General features: G+C 70.6%; 22 protein-coding genes. 9 read left to right on the forward strand and 13 right to left on the reverse strand.

What is annotated here, in order from left to right; all coding sequences use genetic code 11:
• Positions 1-106: 106 nt before the first annotated feature.
• Together ACFC1R_RS01910 and ACFC1R_RS01915 are read right to left on the reverse strand one after the other, a co-directional pair.
• A complete protein-coding gene (locus ACFC1R_RS01910) occupies positions 107-1,114 on the reverse strand; it encodes a DMT family transporter (RefSeq protein ID WP_375931096.1) in 1,008 nt (335 codons plus the stop codon).
• An 84-nt stretch (positions 1,115-1,198) separates the two neighbouring features.
• Positions 1,199-1,963 carry a polyprenol monophosphomannose synthase gene (locus ACFC1R_RS01915; RefSeq protein ID WP_375931099.1) on the reverse strand — a complete coding sequence of 255 codons (765 nt, stop codon included), beginning with the start codon at positions 1,961-1,963 and terminating at the stop codon, positions 1,199-1,201.
• Positions 1,964-2,437: 474 nt separating this feature from the next.
• Between ACFC1R_RS01915 and manA the strand changes: the two genes are divergently transcribed.
• The gene (manA, locus tag ACFC1R_RS01920; RefSeq protein ID WP_375931102.1) at positions 2,438-3,631 is read left to right on the forward strand and encodes a mannose-6-phosphate isomerase, class I; all 1,194 of its coding nucleotides are present in this window, start codon (positions 2,438-2,440) and stop codon (positions 3,629-3,631) included.
• On the opposite strand, the gene ACFC1R_RS01925 is transcribed toward manA, so the two are convergent.
• The 3 genes from ACFC1R_RS01925 to dnaB all read right to left on the reverse strand — a co-directional run bounded on the left by ACFC1R_RS01925 (position 3,621) and on the right by dnaB (position 6,327).
• A complete protein-coding gene (locus ACFC1R_RS01925) occupies positions 3,621-4,208 on the reverse strand; it encodes a nuclear transport factor 2 family protein (protein WP_375931104.1) in 588 nt (195 codons plus the stop codon). The two genes, manA and ACFC1R_RS01925, sit on opposite strands and share 11 nt — an antisense overlap.
• A gap of 89 nt (positions 4,209-4,297) precedes the next feature.
• A complete protein-coding gene (locus tag ACFC1R_RS01930; RefSeq protein WP_375931106.1) occupies positions 4,298-4,591 on the reverse strand; it encodes a hypothetical protein in 294 nt (97 codons plus the stop codon).
• A gap of 239 nt (positions 4,592-4,830) precedes the next feature.
• Positions 4,831-6,327 (reverse strand): replicative DNA helicase, encoded by a 1,497-nt coding sequence (gene dnaB, locus ACFC1R_RS01935; protein WP_375931620.1) that lies wholly within the window; start codon positions 6,325-6,327, stop codon positions 4,831-4,833.
• A gap of 593 nt (positions 6,328-6,920) precedes the next feature.
• Here dnaB and ACFC1R_RS01940 point away from each other — a divergent pair.
• On the forward strand, positions 6,921-8,246 hold the full coding sequence (locus tag ACFC1R_RS01940) for an MATE family efflux transporter (protein WP_375931109.1): 1,326 nt from the start codon (positions 6,921-6,923) through the stop codon (positions 8,244-8,246).
• A 166-nt stretch (positions 8,247-8,412) separates the two neighbouring features.
• Here ACFC1R_RS01940 and rplI read toward each other — a convergent pair whose 3' ends face one another.
• The 4 genes from rplI to rpsF form a co-directional block, all read right to left on the reverse strand.
• Positions 8,413-8,853, reverse strand: a complete 441-nt coding sequence (gene rplI, locus ACFC1R_RS01945) for a 50S ribosomal protein L9 (RefSeq protein ID WP_375931112.1) — start codon at positions 8,851-8,853, stop codon at positions 8,413-8,415.
• Positions 8,854-8,870: 17 nt separating this feature from the next.
• A complete protein-coding gene (gene rpsR, locus ACFC1R_RS01950) occupies positions 8,871-9,107 on the reverse strand; it encodes a 30S ribosomal protein S18 (RefSeq protein ID WP_030270170.1) in 237 nt (78 codons plus the stop codon).
• A 109-nt stretch (positions 9,108-9,216) separates the two neighbouring features.
• Complete coding sequence (locus ACFC1R_RS01955) at positions 9,217-9,807, reverse strand: single-stranded DNA-binding protein (RefSeq protein ID WP_375931115.1); 591 nt, start codon at positions 9,805-9,807, stop codon at positions 9,217-9,219.
• Positions 9,808-9,911: 104 nt separating this feature from the next.
• Positions 9,912-10,202, reverse strand: a complete 291-nt coding sequence (rpsF, locus tag ACFC1R_RS01960; protein WP_045305516.1) for a 30S ribosomal protein S6 — start codon at positions 10,200-10,202, stop codon at positions 9,912-9,914.
• Between the two features lie 289 nt (positions 10,203-10,491).
• Between rpsF and ACFC1R_RS01965 the strand changes: the two genes are divergently transcribed.
• The 3 genes from ACFC1R_RS01965 to ACFC1R_RS01975 all read left to right on the forward strand — a co-directional run bounded on the left by ACFC1R_RS01965 (position 10,492) and on the right by ACFC1R_RS01975 (position 13,310).
• Complete coding sequence (locus ACFC1R_RS01965; protein WP_375931118.1) at positions 10,492-10,800, forward strand: hypothetical protein; 309 nt, start codon at positions 10,492-10,494, stop codon at positions 10,798-10,800.
• A gap of 274 nt (positions 10,801-11,074) precedes the next feature.
• Positions 11,075-12,193: a lipid II:glycine glycyltransferase FemX gene (locus tag ACFC1R_RS01970; protein ID WP_375931120.1), complete on the forward strand. Its 1,119-nt coding sequence runs from the start codon at positions 11,075-11,077 to the stop codon at positions 12,191-12,193.
• Positions 12,194-12,260: 67 nt separating this feature from the next.
• A complete protein-coding gene (locus ACFC1R_RS01975) occupies positions 12,261-13,310 on the forward strand; it encodes an alanine racemase (protein WP_375931123.1) in 1,050 nt (349 codons plus the stop codon).
• A gap of 57 nt (positions 13,311-13,367) precedes the next feature.
• Here ACFC1R_RS01975 and ACFC1R_RS01980 read toward each other — a convergent pair whose 3' ends face one another.
• Together ACFC1R_RS01980 and ACFC1R_RS01985 are read right to left on the reverse strand one after the other, a co-directional pair.
• Positions 13,368-14,909 (reverse strand): glycosyltransferase family 87 protein, encoded by a 1,542-nt coding sequence (locus tag ACFC1R_RS01980; RefSeq protein WP_375931126.1) that lies wholly within the window; start codon positions 14,907-14,909, stop codon positions 13,368-13,370.
• Between the two features lie 214 nt (positions 14,910-15,123).
• On the reverse strand, positions 15,124-17,598 hold the full coding sequence (locus ACFC1R_RS01985; protein WP_375931129.1) for a transglycosylase domain-containing protein: 2,475 nt from the start codon (positions 17,596-17,598) through the stop codon (positions 15,124-15,126).
• 561 nt (positions 17,599-18,159) lie between these two features.
• Here ACFC1R_RS01985 and ACFC1R_RS01990 point away from each other — a divergent pair.
• From ACFC1R_RS01990 to ACFC1R_RS02005, 4 genes are all read left to right on the forward strand, one after another.
• Positions 18,160-18,837, forward strand: a complete 678-nt coding sequence (locus ACFC1R_RS01990; RefSeq protein ID WP_375931132.1) for a PadR family transcriptional regulator — start codon at positions 18,160-18,162, stop codon at positions 18,835-18,837.
• A 146-nt stretch (positions 18,838-18,983) separates the two neighbouring features.
• Positions 18,984-20,066, forward strand: a complete 1,083-nt coding sequence (locus ACFC1R_RS01995) for an inositol-3-phosphate synthase (RefSeq protein WP_375931135.1) — start codon at positions 18,984-18,986, stop codon at positions 20,064-20,066.
• Between the two features lie 274 nt (positions 20,067-20,340).
• A complete protein-coding gene (locus tag ACFC1R_RS02000) occupies positions 20,341-21,675 on the forward strand; it encodes an MFS transporter (protein ID WP_375931624.1) in 1,335 nt (444 codons plus the stop codon).
• Positions 21,676-21,722: 47 nt separating this feature from the next.
• On the forward strand, positions 21,723-22,370 hold the full coding sequence (locus ACFC1R_RS02005; RefSeq protein ID WP_375931138.1) for a hypothetical protein: 648 nt from the start codon (positions 21,723-21,725) through the stop codon (positions 22,368-22,370).
• Positions 22,371-22,402: 32 nt separating this feature from the next.
• On the opposite strand, the gene ACFC1R_RS02010 is transcribed toward ACFC1R_RS02005, so the two are convergent.
• Positions 22,403-23,119: a restriction endonuclease gene (locus tag ACFC1R_RS02010; RefSeq protein ID WP_375931141.1), complete on the reverse strand. Its 717-nt coding sequence runs from the start codon at positions 23,117-23,119 to the stop codon at positions 22,403-22,405.
• 195 nt (positions 23,120-23,314) lie between these two features.
• Positions 23,315-24,736 (reverse strand): CCA tRNA nucleotidyltransferase, encoded by a 1,422-nt coding sequence (locus ACFC1R_RS02015; RefSeq protein WP_375931627.1) that lies wholly within the window; start codon positions 24,734-24,736, stop codon positions 23,315-23,317.
• Between the last annotated feature and the right edge of the window lie 437 nt (positions 24,737-25,173).

Here is a 25,173-nt window from a genome sequence, read left to right on the forward strand (position 1 = left end):
CGCCCAGGTGAGTGATCAACCACGTCACGCCCGGCCCGCCGTCCCCCCGGCCCTCGGACTCCCCTCCCAGGCCCGCTGCGCACGGTACCCGGCGTTCCCCGTCCTGTCAGGCGGATGACCGCCCCGGCACCTCCTCACCCACCGGACCCGCCGGTGCCGGCTCCCCGGACACCTGCTCCCCCGGCGCCGGACCCACCGGCGCCCGGCCCGCCCCGCCGCGCCGCAGCACGCCCTGCGCGACGGCCACCCCGAGCAGCACCACCAGCGCTCCCACCGGCTGGTTCCAGGTCACCCGCTCGTCGAGCAGCAGCACGCCCGCCACCACCGCGACCAGCGGCATCAGGTACGACACCATGGTGGCCGCCACCGCGCCGGCCCGGCGGATGACCCGGTAGTTCAGCGGGTACGCGACCCCGGTGCACAGCGCGCCGAGCGCGAGCACCGAGCCGATCACGGGCGGCGTGCACCAGCGGCCGGGGTCGGTCGGCAGTCCGCCCGAGAGCAGCGGCGCCACCACGGCCCCCTCGGCCGTCCCCAGGAGGACCTGGACCGCCGACAGCGCCACCGTGGACTCGGGACGCCCTGCCAGGGTCCGCTTGGCGTAGGGGAAGCCGAGCGCGTAGCAGGCGGCCGCGGCCAGACAGGCCAGCTGGCCGGCCAGGCTCTGCCCGTCGGCGCCGCGCCAGACCCCGAGCACCACCAGGACCCCGGCGAAGCCGATCGGCAGGCCCACCAGGCGCCGGCGGTCCGGGCGCTCGTCCGGCAGCAGGACCGCGGCCACCAGCATCGCCAGCACCGGGGTGGTGGCGTTGAAGATCCCGGCCAGCACCGAGGAGACGTGCTGCTCCCCCCAGGAGAACAGGGTGAAGGGGGCGACGTTCACGAGCAGGGCGGTCACTGCCGAGTGGCCCCAGACCGCCCGGCCGCGCGGCAGCCGCTGCCCGGTCGCGGCCAGGACGAGGAGCAGCGTCACGGCGCCGACCGCCATCCGCGCCAGCGCCACGTAACCGGGTGGCATCACCCGGACCGCGACCTTGACGAAGAGGAAGCTGCTGCCCCAGATCAGGGCCAGCAGCAACAGGGCGTCCCACCAACGGGGCTTCGCTTTGGTCATGACGGCACCGTAAGGGTGGAACGCTTCGCCGGCGACCGAAACGTCCGATGCCGGTCGCCGATGCCAACTCGGCCGGTACGGCTGTTACTTCTTCTTGCCGGTGAGCTGCTGGAGGCGGGTTTCGATGCCCCAGGCGGTGACGCGCAGGAGTGCCTCGACGACGATGTTGCGGCTCATCTTGGAGGCGCCGAGTTCGCGTTCGATGAAGGTGATGGGGACCTCGGTGACCTTGAAGCCGGCCTTGACGGCGCGCCAGGCGAGGTCGACCTGGAAGCAGTAGCCGGCCGAGGCGACCTGGTCCATCCCGAGGCCGAGCAGGGTCTCCTTGCGGAAGGCGCGGTAGCCGCCGGTGACGTCGCGCAGCGGGACGTCGAGCATCAGGCGGGAGTAGGTGGAGCCGCCGCGGGAGAGCAGGACGCGGGACCTGGGCCAGTTGACGATCTTCCCGCCGGGGACCCAGCGGGAGCCGAGGACGAGGTCGGAGCCGCGCAGGGCGGTGAGCAGGCGGGGGAGTTCCTCGGGCTGGTGGGAACCGTCGGCGTCCATCTCGACCAGGACGTCGTAGCCGTTGTCGATGCCCCAGCGGAAGCCGGCGAGGTAGGCGGCGCCGAGTCCTTCCTTGCCCTTGCGGTGCAGCACGTGGACGTGGTCGTCCTCGGCGGCGATCTTGTCGGCGAGGTCGCCCGTCCCGTCGGGGCTGTTGTCGTCGGCCACCAGCACGTGGGTCTCGGGGACGGCGGCCCGCACCCGGGAGACGATCCGCTCGACGTTCTCGACCTCGTTGTAGGTCGGGATGATCACCAGCACCGGGCCGAGATCGGCGAAGGTGCTCTCCTCAGGGGCAGTCACGTCTGTGCCTTTCGAAGCAGCTGGAATAAACAGCGAGCCCGCGGCCCGGAGGCCGGATCGGCAGTGCGCGAGTTGGTGTATGGGCCCACACGTATGAAGAGGTCAAGGATGCGCATGCTACCTCGGCACAGTGAGTCCGCCGACTGCCAGGGCTCGGAGGAATCCCGATGGAGATCCCCTCGCCGGGTAGTCTCTTAGCCCAACCTGAACACCCGTGGGCCGCCCGGCAAACGGCGGTCGGCAGCTGCTCGGGACCGCCCCCGCCGCCGTCCCGTCCGGCCTGCGGATCCGCCCGGAACGCCCGGCGCACCGGCTTCGGGAGAGCGGTCCGGCTGTTCACCGGACCGTCTCCCGGAGCTGGTGAACCGGTATCCCGGGTCGGCTAGGGTCGGTTCTCCCACCCCCTACCGACCGCCCCACCCGACCGGACACGCCACCGACCGGACGCCCCACAGAACAGGCAGGACCGCGCACATGGACAGGCTCGTCAACACCGTCCGCCCGTACGCCTGGGGTTCGGTCACCGCGATCCCGGAGCTGCTCGGGCAGGAGGCGACCGGTGAGCCGCAGGCCGAGCTGTGGATGGGGGCGCACCCCGGTTCACCCTCCCGGGTGGATCGCGGCGAGGGCAGCCGTTCACTCGCGGCGCTGATCGCGGCGGACCCGCAGCGCGAGCTCGGCGCCGCGACCGTCGCCAAGTTCGGTCCCGATCTGCCGTTCCTGCTCAAGGTGCTCGCCGCCGGCACGCCGCTCTCCATCCAGGCGCATCCCGATCCGGCCCAGGCCAGGGCCGGGTTCGCCGACGAGGAGGCCCGCGGGGTGCCGATCGAGGCCCCGCACCGCAACTACAAGGATGCCAACCACAAGCCCGAACTGATCTGCGCCCTCGGCGAGTTCGAGGGTCTGTGCGGTTTCCGGACCCCGTCCGAGGCGGCCGATCTGCTGCAGTCCCTGGGCGTCGCCGCGCTCACCCCGCTGGTCGAGATCCTGCGCAACAAGCCCGAGTCGGAGGCGCTGAGCCAGAGCCTCGCCACCATCCTGACCATGAGCGGCGACACCGCGCGGACCACCGTCGCCGAGGTCGCCGCCGCCGTCGAGCGGGCCGCCGAGGCCGAGCCCGACGGCCAGTTCGCCGGATACGCCTACGCGGCAAGGGAGTTCCCGGGTGACACCGGGCTGCTGGCCGCGCTGCTGCTCAACTACGTACGGCTCCGGCCCGGCGAGGCGCTGTACCTCGGCGCGGGCGTCCCGCACGCCTATCTGCGCGGGCTCGGCATCGAGATCCTGGCCAACTCCGACAACGTGCTGCGCGGCGGGCTGACCCCCAAGCACGTGGACGTCCCCGAGCTGCTGCGGGTGGTGATCTTCCGGGGCGGGAAGCCCGAGGTGCTGCGGCCGGTGGCCGACGCCGACGGCGAGGAGCTCTATCCGGTGCCGATCGACGAGTTCCGGCTCTCCCGCTTCGTCCTCGGCGGCGCCGCCCGCCGGCTGGCCGGGGACGCCCCGCAGATCCTGCTCTGCACGGAGGGCACCGCCCTGCTCACCGCCGCCGACGGCAGCACCCTGGCGCTGGCCCGCGGTGATTCCGCCTTCCTCCCCGCGACCGGCGCCGACACCGGGCTCCGTGGCCCCGGCGCCACGGTCTTCCGGGCCACCGTCACGCTCTGAACCCCGCCTCGCCGTCGCTGGACCGTGCCTCGCCGTCGGCGTCCCCGGGCGGCCCGGTCCGGACCGGCGGTTCGCCCTTGGCCCAGACCACCTCCAGCCGGAGCAGGTCGAACCGCCAGCCGGCCGCCGTCCGCACGGCCTCGCCGGACATCCGTCCGGCGACCTCGAAGGTGGTCCCCGGTGCGAGCGAGCGCTCCGCGTGCAGCTCGTCCGAGAGGACGTGCAGGCAGAGCAGGTTGAACTGGAAGACGGCCCGGCCGCCCTGCACGGTGATGCCGTAGTTCGAGCCGAGGTGCACCGTCCGGTCGAACCTCCCCATCACCTCGGCGTGGTACGCCCCCAGCCCCTCGATGCCCTCCCGGGTGCCCACCGGGAAGACCAGCCGGACGTTCTCGGTGAACAGCGACCTGGCCCACTCCTCGTCGTGGACCCGGGCGTCCAGGCCGGCCAGGTAGCGGTCGATCAGCTTCGCCACCGCGTCGCGTTCCACGTACGCGCCCAACAGTTCGCGCAGCATGGCGAGTTCGGCCGAATCGGTCAGTGCCTTCCGGCGCGCCTGTTGGTTCGTCTTCGTCATGCGTCCATGATGGGATCTCACGCCGACTTGAAGTCAAGCACCTGACTCCTCCCGGCCGAACCCCACCCTGCTCCCGACTACCGGTCAGATCATCCGCCGCCCGCCCCGACCGCCCCGAACTCGGCTGCCGGAAAAGCCACTTCGCCCATCGGCGCACGGCGACCACCGCCGTACCGTCCGCGCGCGGGGGCAGTCGGACTCGTCGGGGACAGGTTCGGGACGTCCGCCCGGTACAGGCTGACCGGCAGGCCGTACGCCTCGCCCCGGGCGGCGTCGACCGTGTGCGCTTCGGCGGCTTCTGCCCGCAGCCGGGCGGCCGGTGCGTGGGCCCCGTCCGGCGTGAGCCGGAGGTGGCGCAGGACGTTCACCGTCCGGTGCCGCACCGGGTGCCCGAGCACCTCGCCCGCGGGCGCTGATCGCCCCGGCGCCGGGACCGGGCCGTGCTGCGACCGGGCCGGAGCGGGCGCGCCGTCACACACGGCCGGACGGTCCGGCCTCCCTTCGGCGGCCCACTCGAACAAGCGATGCCTTGACCCGCGAACCCCGGGACCAAATCGCACCCGACCCCCGGCCGGACATCGGACCCGGGATTCCGGAAGGGAGTTCGAGACCCTACGACGCCTCAGGTCACGTCGCGCGTCATGTCGACGAAGCGGGAGTAGTGACCCTGGAAGGCGACCGTGATGGTGGCGGTGGGACCGTTACGGTGCTTGGCGACGATCAGGTCGGCCTCGCCGGCCCGGGGGGACTCCTTCTCGTAGGCGTCCTCGCGGTGGAGCAGGATGACCATGTCGGCGTCCTGCTCGATGGAGCCGGACTCGCGGAGGTCCGAGACCATCGGCTTCTTGTCCGTACGCTGCTCGGGGCCACGGTTCAGCTGGGAGAGCGCGATGACCGGGAGCTCCAGCTCCTTGGCGAGCAGCTTGAGGTTACGGGACATGTCGGAGACCTCCTGCTGGCGGCTCTCGGCCCGGCGGGAGCCGCCCGACTGCATCAGCTGGAGGTAGTCGATGACGACGAGCTTGAGCTCGTTGCGCTGCTTGAGGCGGCGGCACTTGGCCCGGATCTCCATCATCGACAGGTTCGGCGAGTCGTCGATGTAGAGGGGGGCGTTGGTGACGTCGGGCATCCGACGGGCGACCCGGGTCCAGTCGTCGTCGGTCATGTTGCCGGAGCGCATGTGGTGCAGCGCGACCCGGGCCTCGGCGGAGAGCAGACGCATCGCGATCTCGTTGCGCCCCATTTCGAGCGAGAAGATCACGCTCGGCAGGTTGTTGTGGATCGAGCAGGCGCGGGCGAAGTCCAGCGCCAGCGTCGACTTACCCATGGCGGGACGGGCCGCGATGACGATCATCTGCCCGGGGTGCAGACCGTTGGTGAGCGCGTCCAGGTCGGCGAAGCCGGTGGGGACACCCGACATCTGGCCCTGCCGGGAGCCGATCGCCTCGATCTCGTCGAGGGCCCCCTCCATGATGTCGGCGAGCGGGGCGTAGTCCTCGTTGGTGCGCTGCTCGGTGACGGCGTAGATCTCCGCCTGGGCGGCGTTGACGATCTCGTCGACGTCGCCCTCGGCGGCGTAGCCCATGCCGGCGATCCGGGTACCGGCCTCGACCAGCCGGCGCAGCACGGCGCGCTCGTGGACGATCTGGGCGTAGTACTCGGCGTTGGCGGCGGTCGGTACGGAGTTGACCAGGGTGTGCAGGTACGAGGCACCGCCGACCCGGACGAGCTCGCCGCGCTTGGTGAGCTCACCGGCGACGGTGATCGGGTCCGCCGGCTCGCCCCTGGCGTAGAGGTCGAGGATCGCACCGTGGATCAGCTCATGGGCCGGCCGGTAGTAGTCGGCGGGCTTGAGCACCTCGACGACGTCGGCGATGGCGTCCTTGGAGAGCAGCATGCCGCCGAGGACCGACTGCTCGGCCGCCAGGTCCTGCGGGGGGACGCGCTCGAAGCCGTCCACACCGGAGCGGCCCTCGTCCTGGGCGTCGTCGCGCTTCTTCCGGTCGAAGCCGCCGCCCTTGCGGTCGCCGCCCTTCTGACTGCCACCCTTCTGGAAGCCGCCCTTGCCACCCTCGCCGCGACCGCCGTCGCCGTCGGCACGGCGGCGGCCGGCCGGCAGGCGGTCGCCCGGTCCGTCCGGGAAGGGGTCGTCGGGGAAGGCCCCGTCCGAGAACGGGCCGGGGGGGAAGGCGTCGTCGGACGGCTGCCAGTCATCCTCCGGCGGGGGAGGCACGTCGTGGTCGTCGTACTGGGGGCCGGTCAAGCGTGTTCCCCGATCAGCGAGTGGTGCGAGTGGAGCTGGCCTTGCCGGTGGCGCATCCCCCTTCATACGCCACAGCGCCGGATATTCGGGCGCCGGGCAGGAGGTGTCGCACGGGTGGCTACGGCGGTCAGACGACCACGCTAAGGGGCCGGACGGCGATCGGCCAAGATGGTTATCCACAGGCTGTGTGGATGAACGGCCCACTCCTGTGGAGAACCCCCTCAAACCTGTGTACAACTCTGTGGACAGCACTGTGGATAACCACACAATCCGGCCACCGTCAACCCGCTGACCTGCGACGACTCTTTCCACCGGCTGTGCATGAGAAATTCTTCACACAGCCCGGGCCGCACCCCCCACCGCCGAGCGGTGCCACCGTCGATCAAGATTTCGAGTAATAGACATAATGGCCTAGCAGTACTTACCTGTGGATGAGTACTCTAGTCCGCATGACAACTGCCCCCACCCGCCGTCGGCACGACCGGGAGATCCTCGCCCTGGCCGTCCCGGCGTTCGGGGCACTGGTCGCCGAGCCGCTCTTCCTGATGGCCGACTCCGCCATCGTCGGACACCTCGGCACCGCCCAGCTGGCCGGTCTCGGCATCGCCTCGGCCGGGCTCACCACCGCCACCGCCACCTTCGTCTTCCTCGCCTACGCGACCACCGCCGCCGTCTCCCGCCGGATCGGCGCAGGAGACCGCAGGGCGGCCGTCCAGCAGGGTGTCGACGGGATCTGGCTCGCCCTGCTGCTCTCGGTCGGCGTGGTGGCCCTGATGCTGCTGCTGGCGCCCTGGGCGGCCACCTCCCTGGGCGCCTCCCCCACCGCCCTCCCGTACGCCGTGACCTACCTGCGGATCAGCGCCCTGGGGACACCGGCGATGCTGCTGGTCCTGGCCGCCACGGGCGTGCTGCGCGGCCTCCAGGACACCCGCACCCCGCTGCTGGTGGCGATCGGCGGCTTCACCGCCAACCTGCTGCTCAACCTCGGCCTGGTCTACGGCGCCGGCCTCGGCGTGGCCGGCTCGGCCTGGGGCACCGTACTGGCGCAGACCGCGATGGCCGCCGTGTACGTGCTGGTGGTGGTGCGCGGTGCGCGCCGCGAGGGCGCGGGGCTCCGTCCCGACCCGGCCGGGATCCGGGCCTGCGCCAGGGCCGGGGGGCCGCTGATGGTCCGGACGATGAGCCTGCGCGGGGTCCTGCTGGTCGCCACCGCGGTGGCCGCCCGGCTCGGCGACACCGCGGTGGCGGCGCACCAGATCGCCATGGCCCTCTGGGGCTTCCTCGCCTTCGCCCTGGACGCCATCGCCATCGCCGGTCAGGCGATCATCGGCCGCCACCTGGGTGCCGGGGACGTCCCCGGCACCAGGGCCGCCACCCGGCGGATGGTCGAGTGGGGCATCGGCGCGGGGGTGCTGCTCGGCCTGCTGGTGGTGCTGGCCCGTCCGCTGTACGTACCCCTGTTCACCCCGGATCCGCTCGTCCAGCAGCAGCTCTCGCAGGTCCTGCTGCTGGCCGCGCTCACCCAGCCGGTCGGCGGGGTGGTCTTCGTCCTGGACGGCGTGCTGATGGGCGCCGGGGACGGCCCCTACCTGGCCCGGGCGATGCTGGCCACCCTCGCGGTCTTCGCCCCGGTGGCCTGGGCCGTGCCCGTGCTGGGCGGCGGCCTGACGGCGCTCTGGTGGGCCATGAACCTGTTCATGCTGGTCCGGGCGGCCTTCCTCGCCGTACGGGCGCGCGGCGGCCGGTGGCTGGTCACCGGCGCGGTCCGCACCTGACCCGGCCCCGGCGGCCCGTACCCGGCCATCTGCCCCCGCGTCGGCCCGCGCCTTCCCGGCCGAGGGCCCACCACGCCCCGCAGGAACGACCGAGGGCCGGCCTCCCCCTGGGGGGAGACCGGCCCTCGGTGCACAGCCTGGCCCTTTCGGGCCGCTACGGCTTCGTTCAGGCGACGACGACGTCGATGTTCGCCTGGACGTCGGCGTGCAGCTTGACCGAGACCTTGTGGGTGCCCACGGTCTTGATCGGCGAGGCGATCGCGACAGCGCGCTTGTCCACGGCCGGGCCGTCGGCGAGCTTGATGGCCTCGACGACGTCGGCCTGGGTCACCGAGCCGAACAGGCGGCCGGCGTCGCCGGAGCGAACGGCCAGCTTGACCTGGAGGCCCTCGAGCTTGGCCTTGACCTCGTTGGCAGCCTCGAGGGTCTGGATCTCGTGGATCTTCCGGGCGCGACGGATGGCGTCGACGTCCTTCTGACCGCCCTTGGTCCAGCGGATGGCAAAGCCACGCGGAACCAGGTAGTTGCGGGCGTAGCCGTCCTTGACCTCGACGACCTCGCCGGCGCTACCGAGACCGGGGACCTCGTGCGTGAGGATGATCTTCATTACTCGGTCACCCTCTCTTAGCGCGTGGTGGAGGTGTAGGGCAGCAGCGCCATCTCACGGCTGTTCTTCACGGCCGTGGCGACGTCACGCTGGTGCTGGGTGCAGTTGCCGGTGACCCGGCGGGCACGGATCTTGCCGCGGTCGGAGATGAACTTCCGCAGCAGGTTCGTGTCCTTGTAGTCAACGTAGTTGACCTTGTCCTTGCAGAAGACGCAAACCTTCTTCTTGGGCTTGCGAGCAGGCGGCTTCGCCATCATGTGCTCCATTTGGGTTGACGCTCCACCGGTGCCGAGCACCTGTGGACCGCACGAAATCTCTCAGCATGCCAAGGCCCGTCCACCGAACGGGCCCGGCGCGCACCGCTTAGAACGGAGGCTCTTCCGAGTAGCCGCCACCGGACGGGGCACCCCAGCCGCCGCCGCCCTGGTTGCCACCAGAGGGAGCGCTGGACGCCCACGGGTCGTCGGACGGGCCGGACTGGCCGCCGGAGTTTCCACCCCAGCCGCCGCCCTGCTGGCCGCCGCCGCCGTAGCCGCCACCGCCACCCTGCTGGCCGCCGAAGCCGCCCTGGCCGCCGGGACCGCCGGAGCGGTTGGCCCGGGTGACCTTGGCGGTCGCCGAACGCAGGCTCGGGCCGACCTCGTCGACCTCGACCTCGAAGACCGTCCGCTTCTCGCCTTCCTTGGTCTCGTAAGACCGCTGGCGCAGTCGGCCCTGCACGATCACGCGCATGCCGCGCTGCAGCGACTCGGCCACGTTCTCCGCCGGCTGACGCCAGACATTGCACGTGAGGAAGAGGCTCTCGCCGTCCTTCCACTCGTTGGTCTGGCGGTCGAAGGTGCGCGGGGTGGACGCGATACGGAACTTCGCGACCGCCGCACCCGACGGGGTGAAGCGCAGCTCGGGGTCGTCGACGAGATTGCCGACGAGGGTGATGACGGTCTCGCCTGCCATGGTGGTGATGACCTCTCGGAAAGAAGTTCTGCGGTGCTCGCCGCGCTGTTTCACGTGAAACAGGCGACGCGAGTCACCCGACGCCCGAAGGCATCAGGCAGGACTCAGTGGGTGTCCGGGCGCAGGACCTTGGTCCGCAGAACCGACTCGCTCAGGCCAAGCTGGCGGTCGAGCTCCTTGACGACCTCAGGCGTGGCCTTGAGGTCGATGACCGAGTAGATGCCCTCGGACTGCTTGTTGATCTCGTAAGCCAGACGGCGGCGACCCCAGGTGTCGACCTTCTCCACGTTGCCGCCACCCTGGCGGACGACGTTGAGGAAGTTCTCGATCAGGGGGGAGACAGCGCGCTCCTCGACCGAGGGGTCGAGGATGACCATCAGCTCGTAGTGACGCATGAGTAACCCACCTCCTTTGGACTCAGCGGCCACGGTCTCTCCGTGGCAGGAGGGTTGTGCAGCGTCGCACCGGTACGGCGACGACCTACCGGCAACCGTAGTCGCCGGGACCGACAATCGGGCTCCCCGACCCGGTGAAGGGCAGACGGGGGGCACAACTACACCAGTGCAGACCGCACACCCTACCCGCACCCGTACGGCCGAACAAAATGCATACCGGTTGTGATCCTGGGCGTACCAGCGGGAACCTGTACAGAACGACTGTGTTCCTCCTCAGGAGGTGGGTCCCATGGCACAGACCATCCGCCGATTCCCGCAGCTCACACTCAACACCGACGGCAACCGGCACCCGAGGGAGAACACCCTCGTCGGCATCACCGCGGTGCTCGGCCTGATCGCCTTCATCAGCGCCTTCTTCTACAACCTGCACCTGCTCAGCTCGTGGACGGGCCTGTTCGGCATCGTCTCGGGCCTCTGGGGACAGTTCGTGTCGGTGACCACGGCCGAACGCTTCGTCCTGATGATCTCGCTCGGCGCCGCCGCGATCGGCTTCTACCTCGGCATCGCGCACGGCGGACTGTTCGGGGGCGTGTGGTGACCCACTCGCTCTGATCGCCTGCAGGAAGCCGCACATCCCGCGTAACCTCCGGCGCCCTCACCGCGTACATACCTGTGCACAGGTCCGCGGGGAGGGCGTCGTCGGCTCGGCTCACGCCACCGGGCCCGACCAGTACGAAACGGACCATTCGGGCGATAGGGTCACCCTGAACCTGCCGACCGAGGAGGAGCACCCCAGCCATGAGTGAGCGCAGCGAGCGAGTCGTGAAGGCGGCGCCCGGCGAGGCCACCGCCGAGCGCAGCGAGGTGGGGGCATGAGCCTGCGCCTGAGGACGATCACCCGCGAGGAGCACCTGGCGTTCGTCAGGACCCGCCCGTCGGCCAGCCACATGCAGGTGCCCTCCTGGGGACAGGTGAAATCCGACTGGCGCAGCGAGAGCATCGGCTGGTTCGACGCCGCCGGCGAGCTGGTCGGCGCGGGCCTGGTGCTCTACCGCCAGCTGCCGAAGCTCAAGCGCTACCTGGCGTACCTGCCCGAGGGCCCGGTGATCGACTGGTTCGACCGGGACCTGGAGCAGTGGCTGCGGCCGATGCTCGACCACCTCAGGTCCCAGGGCGCCTTCTCGGTGAAGATGGGCCCGCCGGTGGTGATCCGCCGCTGGGACGCCACCACCATCAAGGAGGCGATCGCCGGCAAGGAGGCCAAGCGGCTGCGCGACGTCGAACCCGACTGGTACGAGGGCCGGGCCTTCGAGGTGGCCGACCGGCTGCGCCGGGCCGGGTGGCTGCAGGGCGAGGACGGCGGCGCGGGCTTCGGCGACGTCCAGCCCCGCTACGTCTTCCAGGTCCCGCTGGCCAACCGTTCGCTGGACGACGTCCAGCGCGGCTTCAACCAGCTCTGGCGCCGGAACATCAAGAAGGCCGAGAAGAGCGGCGTCGAGGTGGTCCAGGGCAGCTACGAGGACCTGAAGGTCTTCCACCAGCTGTACCTGGTCACCGCGGAGCGCGACCGCTTCACCCCGCGCCCGCTCGGCTACTTCCAGCGGATGTGGGAGGCCCTCGCCGCCGAGGACCCGGACCGGATGCGCCTCTACATCGCGTACCACGAGGGCGAACCGCTGGCGGCGACCACGATGCTCACCGTCGGCGAGCACGTCTGGTACTCCTACGGCGCCTCCGCCGACCACAAGCGCGAGGTCAAGCCGTCCAACGCGATCCAATGGCGGATGATGCGCGACGCCTACGCGCTCGGTGCCAGCGTCTACGACCTGCGCGGCATCAGCGACACCCTCGACGAGGACGACCCCCTCTTCGGGCTGATCCAGTTCAAGCTGGGCACCGGCGGCCAGGCCGCCGAGTACCTGGGTGAGTGGGACTTCCCTCTCAACAAGCTGCTGCACAAGGCGCTCGACCTCTACATGTCGCGCCGCTGAGCCACCGCCGCCGACCCGGCCGCGTCGGCGACGCCGGCCGTCGTCACCAACCACGGGGAGAGACCCGATGACCCTGTCGCTGTACGTGGACACCGCGCGCTGGCGCGCGCACCAGCTCTCGGTGCTGGCGGAGTTCCCCGGGCTGGTGCCGGTGGCCAAGGGCAACGGGTACGGCTTCGGCAACGGCCGGCTGGCCGCGGAGGCCGGCCGGCTCGGCACCGGCGTCCTCGCCGTCGGCACCGCGCACGAGGCGGCCGGGCTGCTCGACGGCTACCAGGGCGACCTGCTGGTGCTCACCCCGTACCGGGTCGGCGAACAGGGCCCGCAGCTGTCGGACCGGGTGATCAGGACGGTCGCCCACGCCGAGGCGTTCCAGTCCCTCCCGGTGGGCAGCCGGGTGGTCGTGGAGTGCATGACCGGCATGCGCAGACACGGCATCGCGCCCGCTGACCTGCCCCGGCTGGCGGCGAACGGCCTCGGCTTCGACGCCAGGGTCGGCATCGAGGGGTTCGCGCTGCACCTGCCGCTGGACCGCCCGGACGGCTCGGACCCGGTCGCCGAGGTCGCCGGCTGGGTACGGGCGATCGCCGCCGCCGGGCTGCCCACCGGGACGGTCTTCCTGAGCCACCTCTCCTCGGCCGACCTCACCCGGCTGGCCGGACTGTTCCCGGCCACGACCTTCCGCTCGCGGATCGGCACCCGGCTCTGGCTCGGCGACGTCGGCTCGCTGCGGGCCTGCGCCACGGTGCTGGACTCCACCCCGGTCGCCCGCGGCCAGCGGTACGGCTACCGCCAGCACAAGGCCCCCTCGGACGGCCACCTGCTGGTGGTCACCGGCGGCACCGCGCACGGTGTCGGCCTGGAGGCGCCCAAGTACCTGCACGGCGTGCTGCCCCGGGCCAAGGGCCTGGCCAGGGCCGGGCTCGCCACGGTCAACCGCACCCTCTCCCCGTACTCGTGGAGCGGCCGGCAACTCTGGTTCGCCGAGCCCCCGCACATGCAGGTGAGCATCCTCTTCCTGCCGGCCGACGCCGCCAAGGCCCCCGTCCCGGGCGACGAGCTCGACCTCAACGTCCGGCACACCACGACCCACTTCGACCTGGTCGCCGACCGCTGAGGCCGGTCCGACCGTTCGCGGCGCCCGCGCCCGCCGGGGCCCCGGGACACGCCGCGCTCAGCGCTCGGCGGGCTCCCGCTCGCCCGGCCGGGAGGCCCGGCCCGCCAGCGCGTACTGCGCGTAGGTCTCCTCCTCGCGCAGCCGCCGGGCCGTGCCCAGGACGAAGGCGTCGGGGGCGAGGTCGAGCACACCGCCCGAGGGGTCGTCGCTGCCGTCCCAGCGGACCGGGTCGCGCTCGGGCCGCAGGATGTCGCGGATCACCATCCCGCACAGGTACAGCGTGCCGAGCAGGTGCAGCACGATGGCGAAGTGGTACCAGTCCTGGCCGATGCCGTGCTGCTTGGAGTCCCCGACGTAGGCCAGGTAGGACCAGATGCCGAGGAAGTAGAGCACCTCGCACGCCTGCCAGATCAGGAAGTCCCGCCAGCGCGGCCGGGCCAGCGCGGCGAGCGGGGTCAGCCAGAGCACGTACTGCGGCGAGTACACCTTGTTGGTGAGCACGAAGGCGGCCACCACCAGGAAGACCAGCTGGGCGAAGCGCGGGCGGCGCGGCGCCGACAGCGCCAGCCAGCCGATCCCCAGGCAGCAGGCGATCAGCAGCACAGCGATCCAGGTGTTCAGGGTCTCCAGCTGCACGCCCCGGTCCTGCATCAGGATCAACCAGAACGAGCCGTAGTCCTCCTTGCGGGTCTGGCTGAAGGTGTAGAAGGTCGCCCAGCCCTTCCAGTTGGCCAGCATGATGGGCAGGTCCACCAGCAGCCAGGCGGCCGCCGCGGCACCCGCCGCCTGCCCGAACGCCCGCCAGCGGCCGGTGCGCCAGCAGAGCACCAGCAGCGGGCCGAGCAGCAGCACGGGGTAGAGCTTGGCGGCGGTGGCCAGACCGATGAAGACACCGGCCAGTACGGTCCGGCGGCCCGACCAGTAGGCCATCGCGACAGCGGTCAGGGCGACCGCGAGCAGGTCCCAGTTGATGGTGGAGTCCAGCGCCAGGCACGGGGCGAGCGCGAAGAGCAGTGCGTCCCAGGGGCGGCGGCGGTGGGTCCGGGAGAGCGCCACCACGACGACCACCGCGCAGATCATCAGCATCCCCGCGTTGACCATCCAGAACCACTGCTCACGGGTCTCGATGGCTCCCCCGGTCGGCGTCAGCCAGGCCGCGACCTGCATGAAGAGGCCGGTGAGCACCGGGTACTCCAGGTACTGCATGTCCGGGGTGGGCTGTGGCAGCTGGTCCAGGTAGGGGTGCAGCCCGGTGTCGAAGCCGCGCCCGGTGAACAGGTGCGGGATGTCGCTGTAGCAGGCGTGGGTGTACTGGGCGGTCGCGCCGCGGAACCAGCCGCCGTCGTAGCACGGCGCCTTCTGCACGATGCCGAGTACCGAGACGGCGATCACCACCAGCGCCAGGAACCGGGCCGGAACCCACCAGGACACCCCCAGCAGCGCCCGCCGCCCGGGCGGGCCGCCGAGCAGCTCGCTGCCGGCCGCCGCCACCGGATCCTCGTCCGCCGGGACGACCACGGTGTTCGGCAGCGGCCCCTCGGCGGGGGCGGGCGCGGGGCCGGAGGTCTCGTCACGCGTGCTCGACGTCATGGCGGACATGATGCCGCACCAGCCTTGGACCCACGAGGCGCCTTCGCCTCCGAGCCGCGCCGGGTCGGCGCTTCCCGCGCCCCGCGCACCCGCGGCGGCACCGGCACCGGCGGGCCGCCGCGCCCGGCCGCGACCCGGCTCGGCGTCCCCCGAACACGCCGGTGGCGGCCGGCCAGAGGACCGGAGTCCTCGGCCGACCGCCACCGGTCGATGTCACGCGGGGTCAGTTCCCCGGCAGCGCTCCCCCGGCGCCACCGTCGGGGGGGCTGGGGCTGTTGCTCGGTGACGTACTCGGCTTGCCCGGGCGGGTCGGCCTGCTGCGCGAGGGCGAGGGCGAGTTGCAGGGAAGCCCCAGCAGGCAGCTCGCGGTCGACGACGGCTCCGTGCTCGGGTCCGGGCTGTGCGAAGGGGCGCTGGTCGACGGGCTCGGCGCAGTGCTGGCAGAGGGGCTCGGGCTGGACGACGGCGTGGCCGAGGGAGTCGGCACGGCACTCGGCGTGGCGCCCTTGGCGTCGACCTCCGTACCCGTGGCGTCCGCGGTCGGGAAGTCCAGGACCTTCTGGTCGGCCATCGCCACCTTCATGTAGCGGGTGAAGATCTCGGTCGGGAAGTCACCACCGTGGATGGAGGTCTGACCGGCCGTGCCGTTCAGCGAGAGCAGACCGGGCTTGCCGGGCTCCTCGCGCCACATGCCGACCGAGGTGGCCAGCTGCGGGGTGTAGCCGACCCACCAGGCCGAGGTGCCGGCGTCGGTGGTACCGGTCTTGCCCGCGACCGGGCGGCCGAGGTCCTTGGTCCCCTTCTTACCGGTACCGTTCTCCGCCACGTTCTGCAGGACGTCGGTGATGTTGTCCGCGACGCCCTGGTCCAGCACCGACTTGGTGGCGTTCTTCGGACGGTTGAAGGCCGCGTCCTCCTGGCCCTGGTAGAGCACCTTGGTCACCGAGTACGGGTCGACCTGCTGCCCCCGGGCGGCGAACACCGAGTACGCGGAGGCCATCCGGATCGCGCTCGGGGTCGAGGTGCCGAGCGGGTAGGTGAGCGAGGTGTTGGGCGCCAGGGTCTTCTTGTTGGTGATGCCCAGGGCCATCACCATCTTCTCGGTGTTGCTGCCGCCCACGTCCTGGCCGAGCTGCACGAACGGGACGTTGTAGGAGTACTGCATGGCCGTCTTCAGCGTGACGGCCCCGGGCTTGCTGTCGTCGTCGTTCTTCTGGTGGTACGGCTTGCCGTCGTCGCCGATCGCGGGTGAGCCGTCCGCCTTGTAGATCTGGCTCATGTTGTCGGCGAGGTAGCGGCTGTCGGTGCTGATCCGGACCGGCTTGCCGTCGTCCCCGGTCTTGGTGAGCACGCCGTACTGCATGGCGGTCGCCAGGACGAAGGGCTTGAAGGTCGAACCGACCGGGATACCGCCGGCGTCGGCGTTGTCGGTGTAGTGACCGTTCTCCACGCCGTCACCGCCGTAGATCGCCACGATCGCGCCGTCACCGGGGACCACCGAGGCCGCACCGATCTGGACGAACTTATCCTTGTCCTGCTTGTCCGGGTTGAGGCTCTCCGCCTTGACGTCGTCGACGGCCTTCTTCAGCTGCGCCACCTTGTTCTTGTCGAAGGTGGTGTAGATCTGGTAGCCGCCCTTGTCGATGCTGGCCTGGGTGATCTTCGGGTCCTTGACCGTCAGGTAGTTCTCGGCGAGGTCGACCAGGTAGCTGATCTCCCCGTTCATGTTGGACGGGGCCTTCTTCTTGATCGGCTCGGGGAAGGTGGCGCCGCACTTGTCCCGGTCCGCCTGGGTGATCGCCTTGGTGACCACCATCCGGTTCAGCACGTAGTTCCAACGCTCCTGCATGTTCTTGCGGTTGGAGTCGCTGAGCGTCGGGTCGAAGTACGTGGCGCCCTTGAGCAGGCCCGCCAGCATCGCGCCCTGGCAGTTGTTGATGTCCTTGGCGTCCACTCCGTAGTACGCCTGTGCCGCGGCCTGGATACCGGTGGCGCCACGGCCGAACCAGCTGGTGTTCAGGTAGCCCTCGAGGATCTGCGGCTTGCCCTGCTTCTGGTTGATCTTCAGCGTGATGAAGAGTTCCTTGAGCTTGCGGCTGACCGTCTGGTCCTGGTTCAGGTAGGCGTTCTTCACGTACTGCTGGGTGATCGTCGAACCACCCTGGGTCTGGCCGCCGCTGGCCATGTTGTAGACGGCGCGCGCCATGCCCTTGGGGTCGATGCCGCTGTCGTTCCAGAACGTCTCGTTCTCGGCGGCGACCACCGCCTTCTGCGCGGCGTCACTGATGTTGGCGAGCGGGACGAGCTGGCGGTTGGTCGCACCCTTGCGGGTCATCTCCGAGCCGTCGGCCCAGTAGTAGATGTTGTTCTGCTCCTTCACCAGGTCGTTGGGGTTGGGGATCGGCGTCATCGCGTAGGCGATGCCCACCGCGGCCACCCCGCTGCCGAAGAAGATCAGGAACGTCGTCAGGATCAGCTTCCAGGAGGGCAGCCAGCGACGGATCCCGGACTTGCCGTACCGGGGGTAGTCGATGAACCGCTTCTTGCCCGGGCCCTTACCGCCGCCCTTGCCTCCGCCCTTGCCGCTTCCGCCGCTTCCGCCGCCTCTGCCGCCGCTCCCGCTCCCGCCCGGCGGACCGCCCTGGGCGGAGCGTGCGGCGTCGCCGCGTCCGCCGCCCTTCTGGGACTGCTTGCGCATCTCGGCCCGCGTCAGCCGAGGCTGCTGGGCCGTCTCCCGTACGCCGGCACGCCGATCGTACGAAGGCGCCCCCTCGGGGGGGGTGCCGTAGGCGTACGGGCGCGCGCCATCCGCCCGACCGCCCGGAGGCTGTTCACCGCCCGGGTTGGGCCTACGCCGGTGATCGCTCATCTTCCAGCAACTCCTCGGTCAGACCTCTCCGGGCCTGAGTGCAGGGTTCACTTCCGATGCCCGAAACCGCCCTACACCCCGGAGGTGGTCCTCGTGCACACGCGACAGCGTACGCACCTATAAACAGCTACTAATCGGGCATCAAGTGACAACAGGTGCAAAACGGCGCCAGATCATTACATGCCCGTTGCCAACGCGGTCCCGTCGGAGCTTGACCACGGGTCTCCTGAGGGTCCGTCGAAATCCTGTGATCACATTCACCCGCGCCCCCCTTGCCCGTTCCATGGCCCAGGGGTTTACTGTTCTCGATATATCGAGCCGATACATCGGACCGACACATCGGTCCGGCATACCGGTGGGGCACGCCACGGGGAAGGGAGGCAGGACGGCATGAGCAGACGCTCCGGAGTGCTGGAGTTCGCCGTCCTGGGCCTGCTCCACGACGCCCCGATGCACGGCTACGAGCTGCGCAAGCGGCTCAACGTGCTGCTCGGGTCGTTCCGCGCCTTCTCCTACGGCACGCTCTACCCCTGCCTGAAGAGCCTGGTCGCCCAGGGCTTCCTGGTGGAGGACAACCCGGACGTCGAGTACGTCCCGGCGACCGCACTGAACGGCAAGCGATCGAAGATCGTCTACCGGCTCTCCGCCGAGGGCAAGCAGCGCTTCGAGGAACTGCTGGCCGACTCGGGTCCGGACGCCTGGGAGGACGAGCACTTCGGTGTGCGCTTCGCGTTCTTCGGCCAGACCGACCGCGCGGTGCGCATGCGCGTCCTCGAGGGTCGGCGCAGCCGGCTGGAGGAGCGGCTGGAGCGGATGCGCAGCTCGATCTCCCGTACCCGCGAGCGCTTCGACGACTACACGCTGGAGCTCCAGCGGCACGGTCTCGAATCGGTGGAGCGGGAGGTCCGTTGGCTCAACGAGCTGATCGAGACCGAGCGGGCCACCCGGACCGGGCGCACCGGTGCGGAGAACGCACAGACTTCGGACGGCCGTGGCCAGGAGGCCGGGTCCTCGGACCCGCCGAGGCCACCGCACGACCGCCCGGGGCGCTCCGGTCTGGAGCGCTGACCGCCGCGAGGGCCCGGTGCCGTGACAGGCCCGGGTGAGCGGCAGGTATGGGCGCAGCGCGCGCCCGTCATCCAGTCATACAGAGATGAAATACGAGAACTGTCGGTTTTCCGGCGGGCCTCATGAGATCACAGGGAGCAACCGGAATGGGTTCGGTTCGCGTAGCCATCGTGGGCGTCGGTAACTGCGCCGCGTCGCTGGTGCAGGGTGTCGAGTACTACAAGGACGCCGACCCGGCCGGCAAGGTCCCCGGGCTGATGCACGTGCAGTTCGGCGACTACCACGTCCGTGACGTGGAGTTCGTCGCCGCGTTCGACGTCGACGCCAAGAAGGTCGGCTTCGACCTGGCCGACGCCATCGGCAACAGCGAGAACAACACCATCAAGATCTGCGACGTGCCGCCGACCGGCGTCACCGTCCAGCGTGGCCACACCCTCGACGGTCTGGGCAAGTACTACCTGGAGACCATCGAGGAGTCGGACGAGGCCCCGGTCGACGTCGTCCAGATCCTGAAGGACCGCCAGGTCGACGTTCTGGTCTGCTACCTGCCGGTGGGCTCCGAGGACGCTGCCAAGTTCTACGCCCAGTGCGCCATCGACGCCAAGGTCGCCTTCGTGAACGCCCTCCCGGTGTTCATCGCCGGCACCAAGGAGTGGGCGGACAAGTTCACCGAGGCCGGTGTGCCGATCGTCGGTGACGACATCAAGTCGCAGGTCGGCGCCACCATCACGCACCGCGTGATGGCGAAGCTCTTCGAGGACCGCGGTGTCATCCTCGAGCGCACCATGCAGCTGAACGTCGGCGGCAACATGGACTTCAAGAACATGCTCGAGCGCGAGCGCCTGGAGTCCAAGAAGATCTCCAAGACCCAGGCCGTCACCTCGCAGATCCGCGACCGCGAGCTGGGCGCCAAGAACGTCCACATCGGTCCCTCGGACTACGTCGCCTGGCTGGACGACCGCAAGTGGGCGTACGTCCGCCTCGAGGGCCGCGCCTTCGGTGACGTTCCGCTGAACCTGGAGTACAAGCTGGAGGTCTGGGACTCCCCGAACTCCGCCGGTGTCATCATCGACGCCGTCCGCGCTGCGAAGATCGCCAAGGACCGCGGCATCGGTGGCCCGATCCTGTCGGCGTCCTCGTACTTCATGAAGTCCCCGCCGGTCCAGTACTTCGACGACGAGGCCCGCGAGAACGTCGAGAAGTTCATCCGCGGTGAGGTCGAGCGCTGAGCGCAGCTCGGTTCGCGACCGCTCAGGCAGAGCGCTGAGCGCAGCTCGGTTCGCGACTGTCCAGGCAGAGCGCTGAGCGCAGCTCGGTTCGCGACCGCTCAGGCAGAGCGCTGAGCTCCTGATCGTCACCGGAAGGGCCCCGGCTACCCGCCGGGGCCCTTCCGGCATCTCCGGTACCTGTTTCACGTGAAACCGCACGCTGTTTCACGTGAAACCGCCGCACTCGACGTGGCACCCTGGGCTGGTGGCTCTCACGGAGAACGGCAGCACCTCGCTGGACAGCACCCGTCCCTCGTCCAGGACCTCCCTGGGCGGGCTGCTCCGGGGCCGCGACTTCCGCCGTCTGCTGATCGCCCGTGTGCTCTCGCAACTCTCCGACGGGGTCTTCCAGGTCTCGCTGGCCTCGTACGTGATCTTCTCTCCCGAGCGGCAGGCCAGTCCGGCCGACATCGCCTCGGTGCTCGCGGTGCTGCTGCTCCCGTTCTCGGTGATCGGCCCCTTCGCGGGGGTCATGCTGGACCGCTGGCGTCGGCGGCAGGTGCTCTACCTTGGCAATCTGGCCCGCTGCGGACTCGGGCTGACCACCGGCGGACTGCTGCTGGCCAGGGCGCCGGAGTGGCTGTTCCTCGCCGCCGCGCTGCTGGTGACCGCGCTCAACCGCTTCATCCTGGCCGGGCTCTCCGCCGCCCTGCCCCGGGTGGTCGACGTCGACCAACTGGTCACCGCCAACTCGCTCTCCCCCACCGCCGGTACGGTCGCTGCGGCCTGCGGCGGCGGCATCGGCTTCCTGGTCCACCAGGTACTGCCACCGGGCCCCCGGGCCGACGCCACCCTGGTGACGCTCGCCGCCCTGCTCTACCTGAGCGCCGCACTGGCCGCCCAGCGGATGGCCCCAGGCCTGCTCGGCCCCGACCACCACCCCGACCGCCCGGCCCTGCACAGGGCCATCGGCCAGGCGGCGCGCGAACTGGGCGAAGGCGTGCGGCACCTGGTCCGCGACTGCCGTCCGGCGGTGTCCGCACTGGTCGCCGTCACGGTCTCCCGGTTCTGCTACGGGATCCTGGTGGTGACCGTGCTGATGCTCTCCCGGTACTCCTTCAACGACCCCACCGACAGCGCCGCCGGCATGGCGACCCTCGGCAAGGCGGTGGCCGTCTCGGCAGTGGGCTTCTTCCTCGCCGCGGTGATCAGCCCCTGGTGCACCCGTCGGCTCGGGCTGGTCGGCTGGCTGACCACCTGCACGGCCTCGGCGGCCGTCTTCGTCCCCGCACTGGGGCTGTGGTTCACCATCGGCCCGAGCATGGCGGCGGCACTCCTGCTGGGTGTGGTCACCCAGGGCACCAAGATCTGCGCCGACACGCTCGTCCAGGAGTCGGTCGAGGACGAGTTCCGCGGCCGGGTGTTCGCGCTCTACGACGTCCTGTTCAACGCCGCCTTCGTCGCCGCCGCCGGAGTGACGGCACTGGTCCTCCCGCTGGACGGCCGCTCGGTGGCCGTCGTCATCGGTGTCGCCCTGGTCTACGCGCTCACCGCCGTGGGGTACGCCCGTGTCGCCGGCCGCGCACCGGTCCTGGTGTTGCCGGACTCTGACGGCGCCTCGACTCGCTAAGGTACGTCAGAACGCCGGATCGTGACCGCGCCTGCCCCGGGGGACAGATGAGCACACCGCCACCGAACCCGTACGGCCAGCCCCAGCCGCCGTACCAGAACCAGCCGCCGTACCAGCCCCCTCAGCAGGCACAGCCGTACCAGCCCCAGCCGCCGTACGGCTATCCGCCGAACCAGCCGACCCCGCCGCCACCGCCCGGGTACGGCCCTCCTCCGGCACACGGCCAGCAGCCGCCGCCGTACGGGTACCCCGCGCCCGTTCCGCCACCGCCCGGCTACGGCCCGCCCCAGTACGCGCCGCCCCTACCGCCGCCCGTTCCCGCCCCGGGGTCCGCCCCTGCCAAGCCGCCACGGAGCCTGCGGCAGAAGCTGCGCCTGGTCGGGGCCGCAGGTGGCGCCGTCGTCCTGGTCGCGGGGTTCTTCCTCTCCGGCAGCGACCCGGCCCGGGCCAAGGTCGGCGACTGCGTCGACGCCGTCGGCGCCAACGACGTCAACAAGATCGCCTGCACCGATCCCAAGGCCGACTACGTCGTCCTCAGCAAGGTCAGCGGCACCAGCGACGTCAACCGCTGCCGCCAGGTGCCCGGAGCCACCTCCACCTTCTGGAGCAGCACCGGTCGCCGCTGGCACCGGACCAAGTACGTCCTGTGCCTCGGCCCCGTCCACGTCGGGTCCCCGGTGGCCAAGCCGTCCTGATCCGTCCGGCCACCGGGGATACTGACGATGCGTCAGACCGTGAACTCCGCGAAGTCCTCGGCCATCCCCTCGTCGAGGGCTTGCATCAGGCGCAGCCGGCGGCGGGCGACGGCCTTCTCACCGTCGTCCAGGACGATCCGCTCCAGCCGCCCGACCTGGTCGTTCATCGCGTCCAGCTTGCGGCTGTTGTTGGCCACCTCCTCCACGAGGACGTTGAGGATCGGGACGACGGCGGTGGCGATCACGCTCCGCACCACGTTCTCGGCGACCCGGGCCACGGCGGCGTCGACGCTGCCGTCGGGTGGCGCCGCGCGGTTGTCCACAGCCTCCGCCAGCTCCTTCCCCAGCTGTCCCGCACGCTGGCTCTGCTCGGCGTCGAGCAGGTAGCACCGCACCTGACGTGCGGTTTCGCTGTCCCGCAGCAGCATCGCGACGTTCAGCACGGTGCGCCGCGTGAACAGCGCGAGCGACCTGGCGCGGGACTGGATCCCACAGACTTCCTTCAAGGAAGTCAGTCGCTTGCCGGTCACCACCAGGTAGCCGTTGGACGTCAGCTCGGTCCGGTGGTCGTGGACCAGCGAGTAGATCGCCTGCTCCGGCACCCCGAAGTAGGCCGCCACCCCTTCGGTGGTCACGTGCACCCCGTCGGGCAGCAGCATCAGCGCCCTGACCCGGTCGAGCACCTCGACCTGGTCGGCCACCCTGGCCCGCATGGTCGGGGACTCCAGCAGCACCGCATCCACGGACATGGCCGCATCACTCCTTCCGGGGCAGGGGCCCTTCCCCTCCCTCGGACGGAGCAACGCGGCCGCTCATCGGTCAGTCACACCGCTCGGGCGCAACCACACGATCGAGCGGAAGTTCTAAAGTGACTCCCGCCCCGTACGCCCCACACACCCCAGGTGTCCCACCGGACCGACCGGACCGACCAGACCCACCGGGCGTCAGTCCTGTGCGGCCCACCACTCCTGCAGCGCCGCGACAGCCTGCTCGTGGTCCATCGGACCTTGCTCCAGCCGGAGCTCCAGCAGGTGCTTGTAGGCCTTGCCGACCTGCGGCCCCGGCTTGAGGCCGAGCAGTTCCATGATCTGGTTGCCGTCCAGGGCCGGACGGATGGAGTCCAGCTCCTCCTGGGCCCTGAGCTGCCCGATCCGCTCCTCCAGCGAGTCGTAGGTGCGCGACAGGGCGGCGGCCTTCTTGCGGTTGCGGGTGGTGCAGTCGGAGCGGGTCAGCTTGTGGAGACGCTCCAGCAGCGGGCCGCCGTCGGTGACGTAGCGCCGGACCGCGGAGTCCGTCCACTCGCCGCCGCCGTACCCGTGGAACCGCAGGTGCAGCTCGACCAGGCGCGAGACGTCCTCGGTGAGCTCCTTGGAGTACTTGAGCTCGCGCATCCGCTTGCGGGTCATCTTGGCGCCGACCACCTCGTGGTGGTGGAAGGACACCCGGCCGTCCGACTCGAAGCGGCGGGTGCGCGGCTTGCCGATGTCGTGCAGCAGCGCGGCGAGCCGCAGCGTGAGGTCCGGGCCGTCGTCCTCCAGGGCGATGGCCTGCTCCAGGACGGTCAGCGAGTGCTCGTAGACGTCCTTGTGCCGGTGGTGCTCGTCCCGCTCCAGGCTGAGCGCGGGCAGCTCGGGCAGGACGTGGGCGGCCAGGCCGGTGTCGACCATCAGCCGCAGGCCCTTGACCGGGTACTCGGACAGCAGCAGCTTGTTGAGCTCGCTCTGCACCCGCTCGGCGGAGACGATCGAGATCCGGTCGGCCATCGCGGTCATCGCCGCGACCACCTCGGGAGCCGGGGTGAAGTCCAGCTGGGCGGCGAACCGGGCGGCGCGCATCATCCGCAGCGGGTCGTCGGAGAAGGACTCCTCGGGGGTCGCCGGAGTGCGCAGCACCCGGGCCTCCAGGTCCTCGAGACCGTGGTGCGGGTCGACGAAGCCGCGTCCGGGCAGGTCCACGGCCATCGCGTTGACGGTGAAGTCCCGCCGGACCAGGTCCTGTTCGATGGTGTCGCCGTAGGTGACCTCGGGCTTGCGCGAGCTGCGGTCGTACGACTCCGAACGGTACGTGGTGATCTCGATCAGGAAGGAGCCCGCCGGGGTGTCCTTGCGCGCGCCGACGGTGCCGAAGGCGATGCCGACGTCCCAGACGGCGTCCGCCCAGCCACGGACCAGCTTGAGGACCTGCTCGGGCCTGGCGTCGGTGGTGAAGTCCAGGTCGTTGCCGAGCCTGCCGAGCAGGGCGTCGCGCACCGAGCCGCCGACCAGGGCCAGCCGGTGGCCGGCCGACTGGAAGCGGCGAGCGACCTCGTCGGCCACCGGGGAGACCCGGAGCAGCTCCTGGAGGCCGAGGGTCTGGGCCTCGGTCAGCCCCGGGAGGCCGGCCGGGGCAGCAGGGGCGGCGGGGGCGGCGGTGCTGGAATGATTGGTGCTGGGCTCATTGGCAGTGGACACGGCTCACAAGGGTACGTGCCCGGCCTGCCCCACTGCCCGTCCGTTTCCGCCGCCCGGCTGCCACCTCCGGTTTCCCGCCCGGGCGGGCACGCCCCGCTCAGCTACCGGCCCGCAGCACTGGGTACGCGGCGTCGTCGTTACCATGCCGGAGGAACGGTACGGGGATACGGGGCCCGGCTCGGCGTGGCGCGGGTGTGCCCCGGCCGGGCGGTGGGCGGGAAACAGCCCGCAACGGACCACAGGACGACGGACCGCGGCACGACGGACCGGAGAACAACGGGCCGAATCGGTCCACAGCTGGAACCGTACGGCCATCGATGCGGTACCTATTCATGCAGTGACAGCAGTGACGA

This window comes from Kitasatospora sp. NPDC056138 (assembly GCF_042264695.1).
In the GTDB taxonomy this organism is placed as follows: domain Bacteria; phylum Actinomycetota; class Actinomycetes; order Streptomycetales; family Streptomycetaceae; genus Kitasatospora.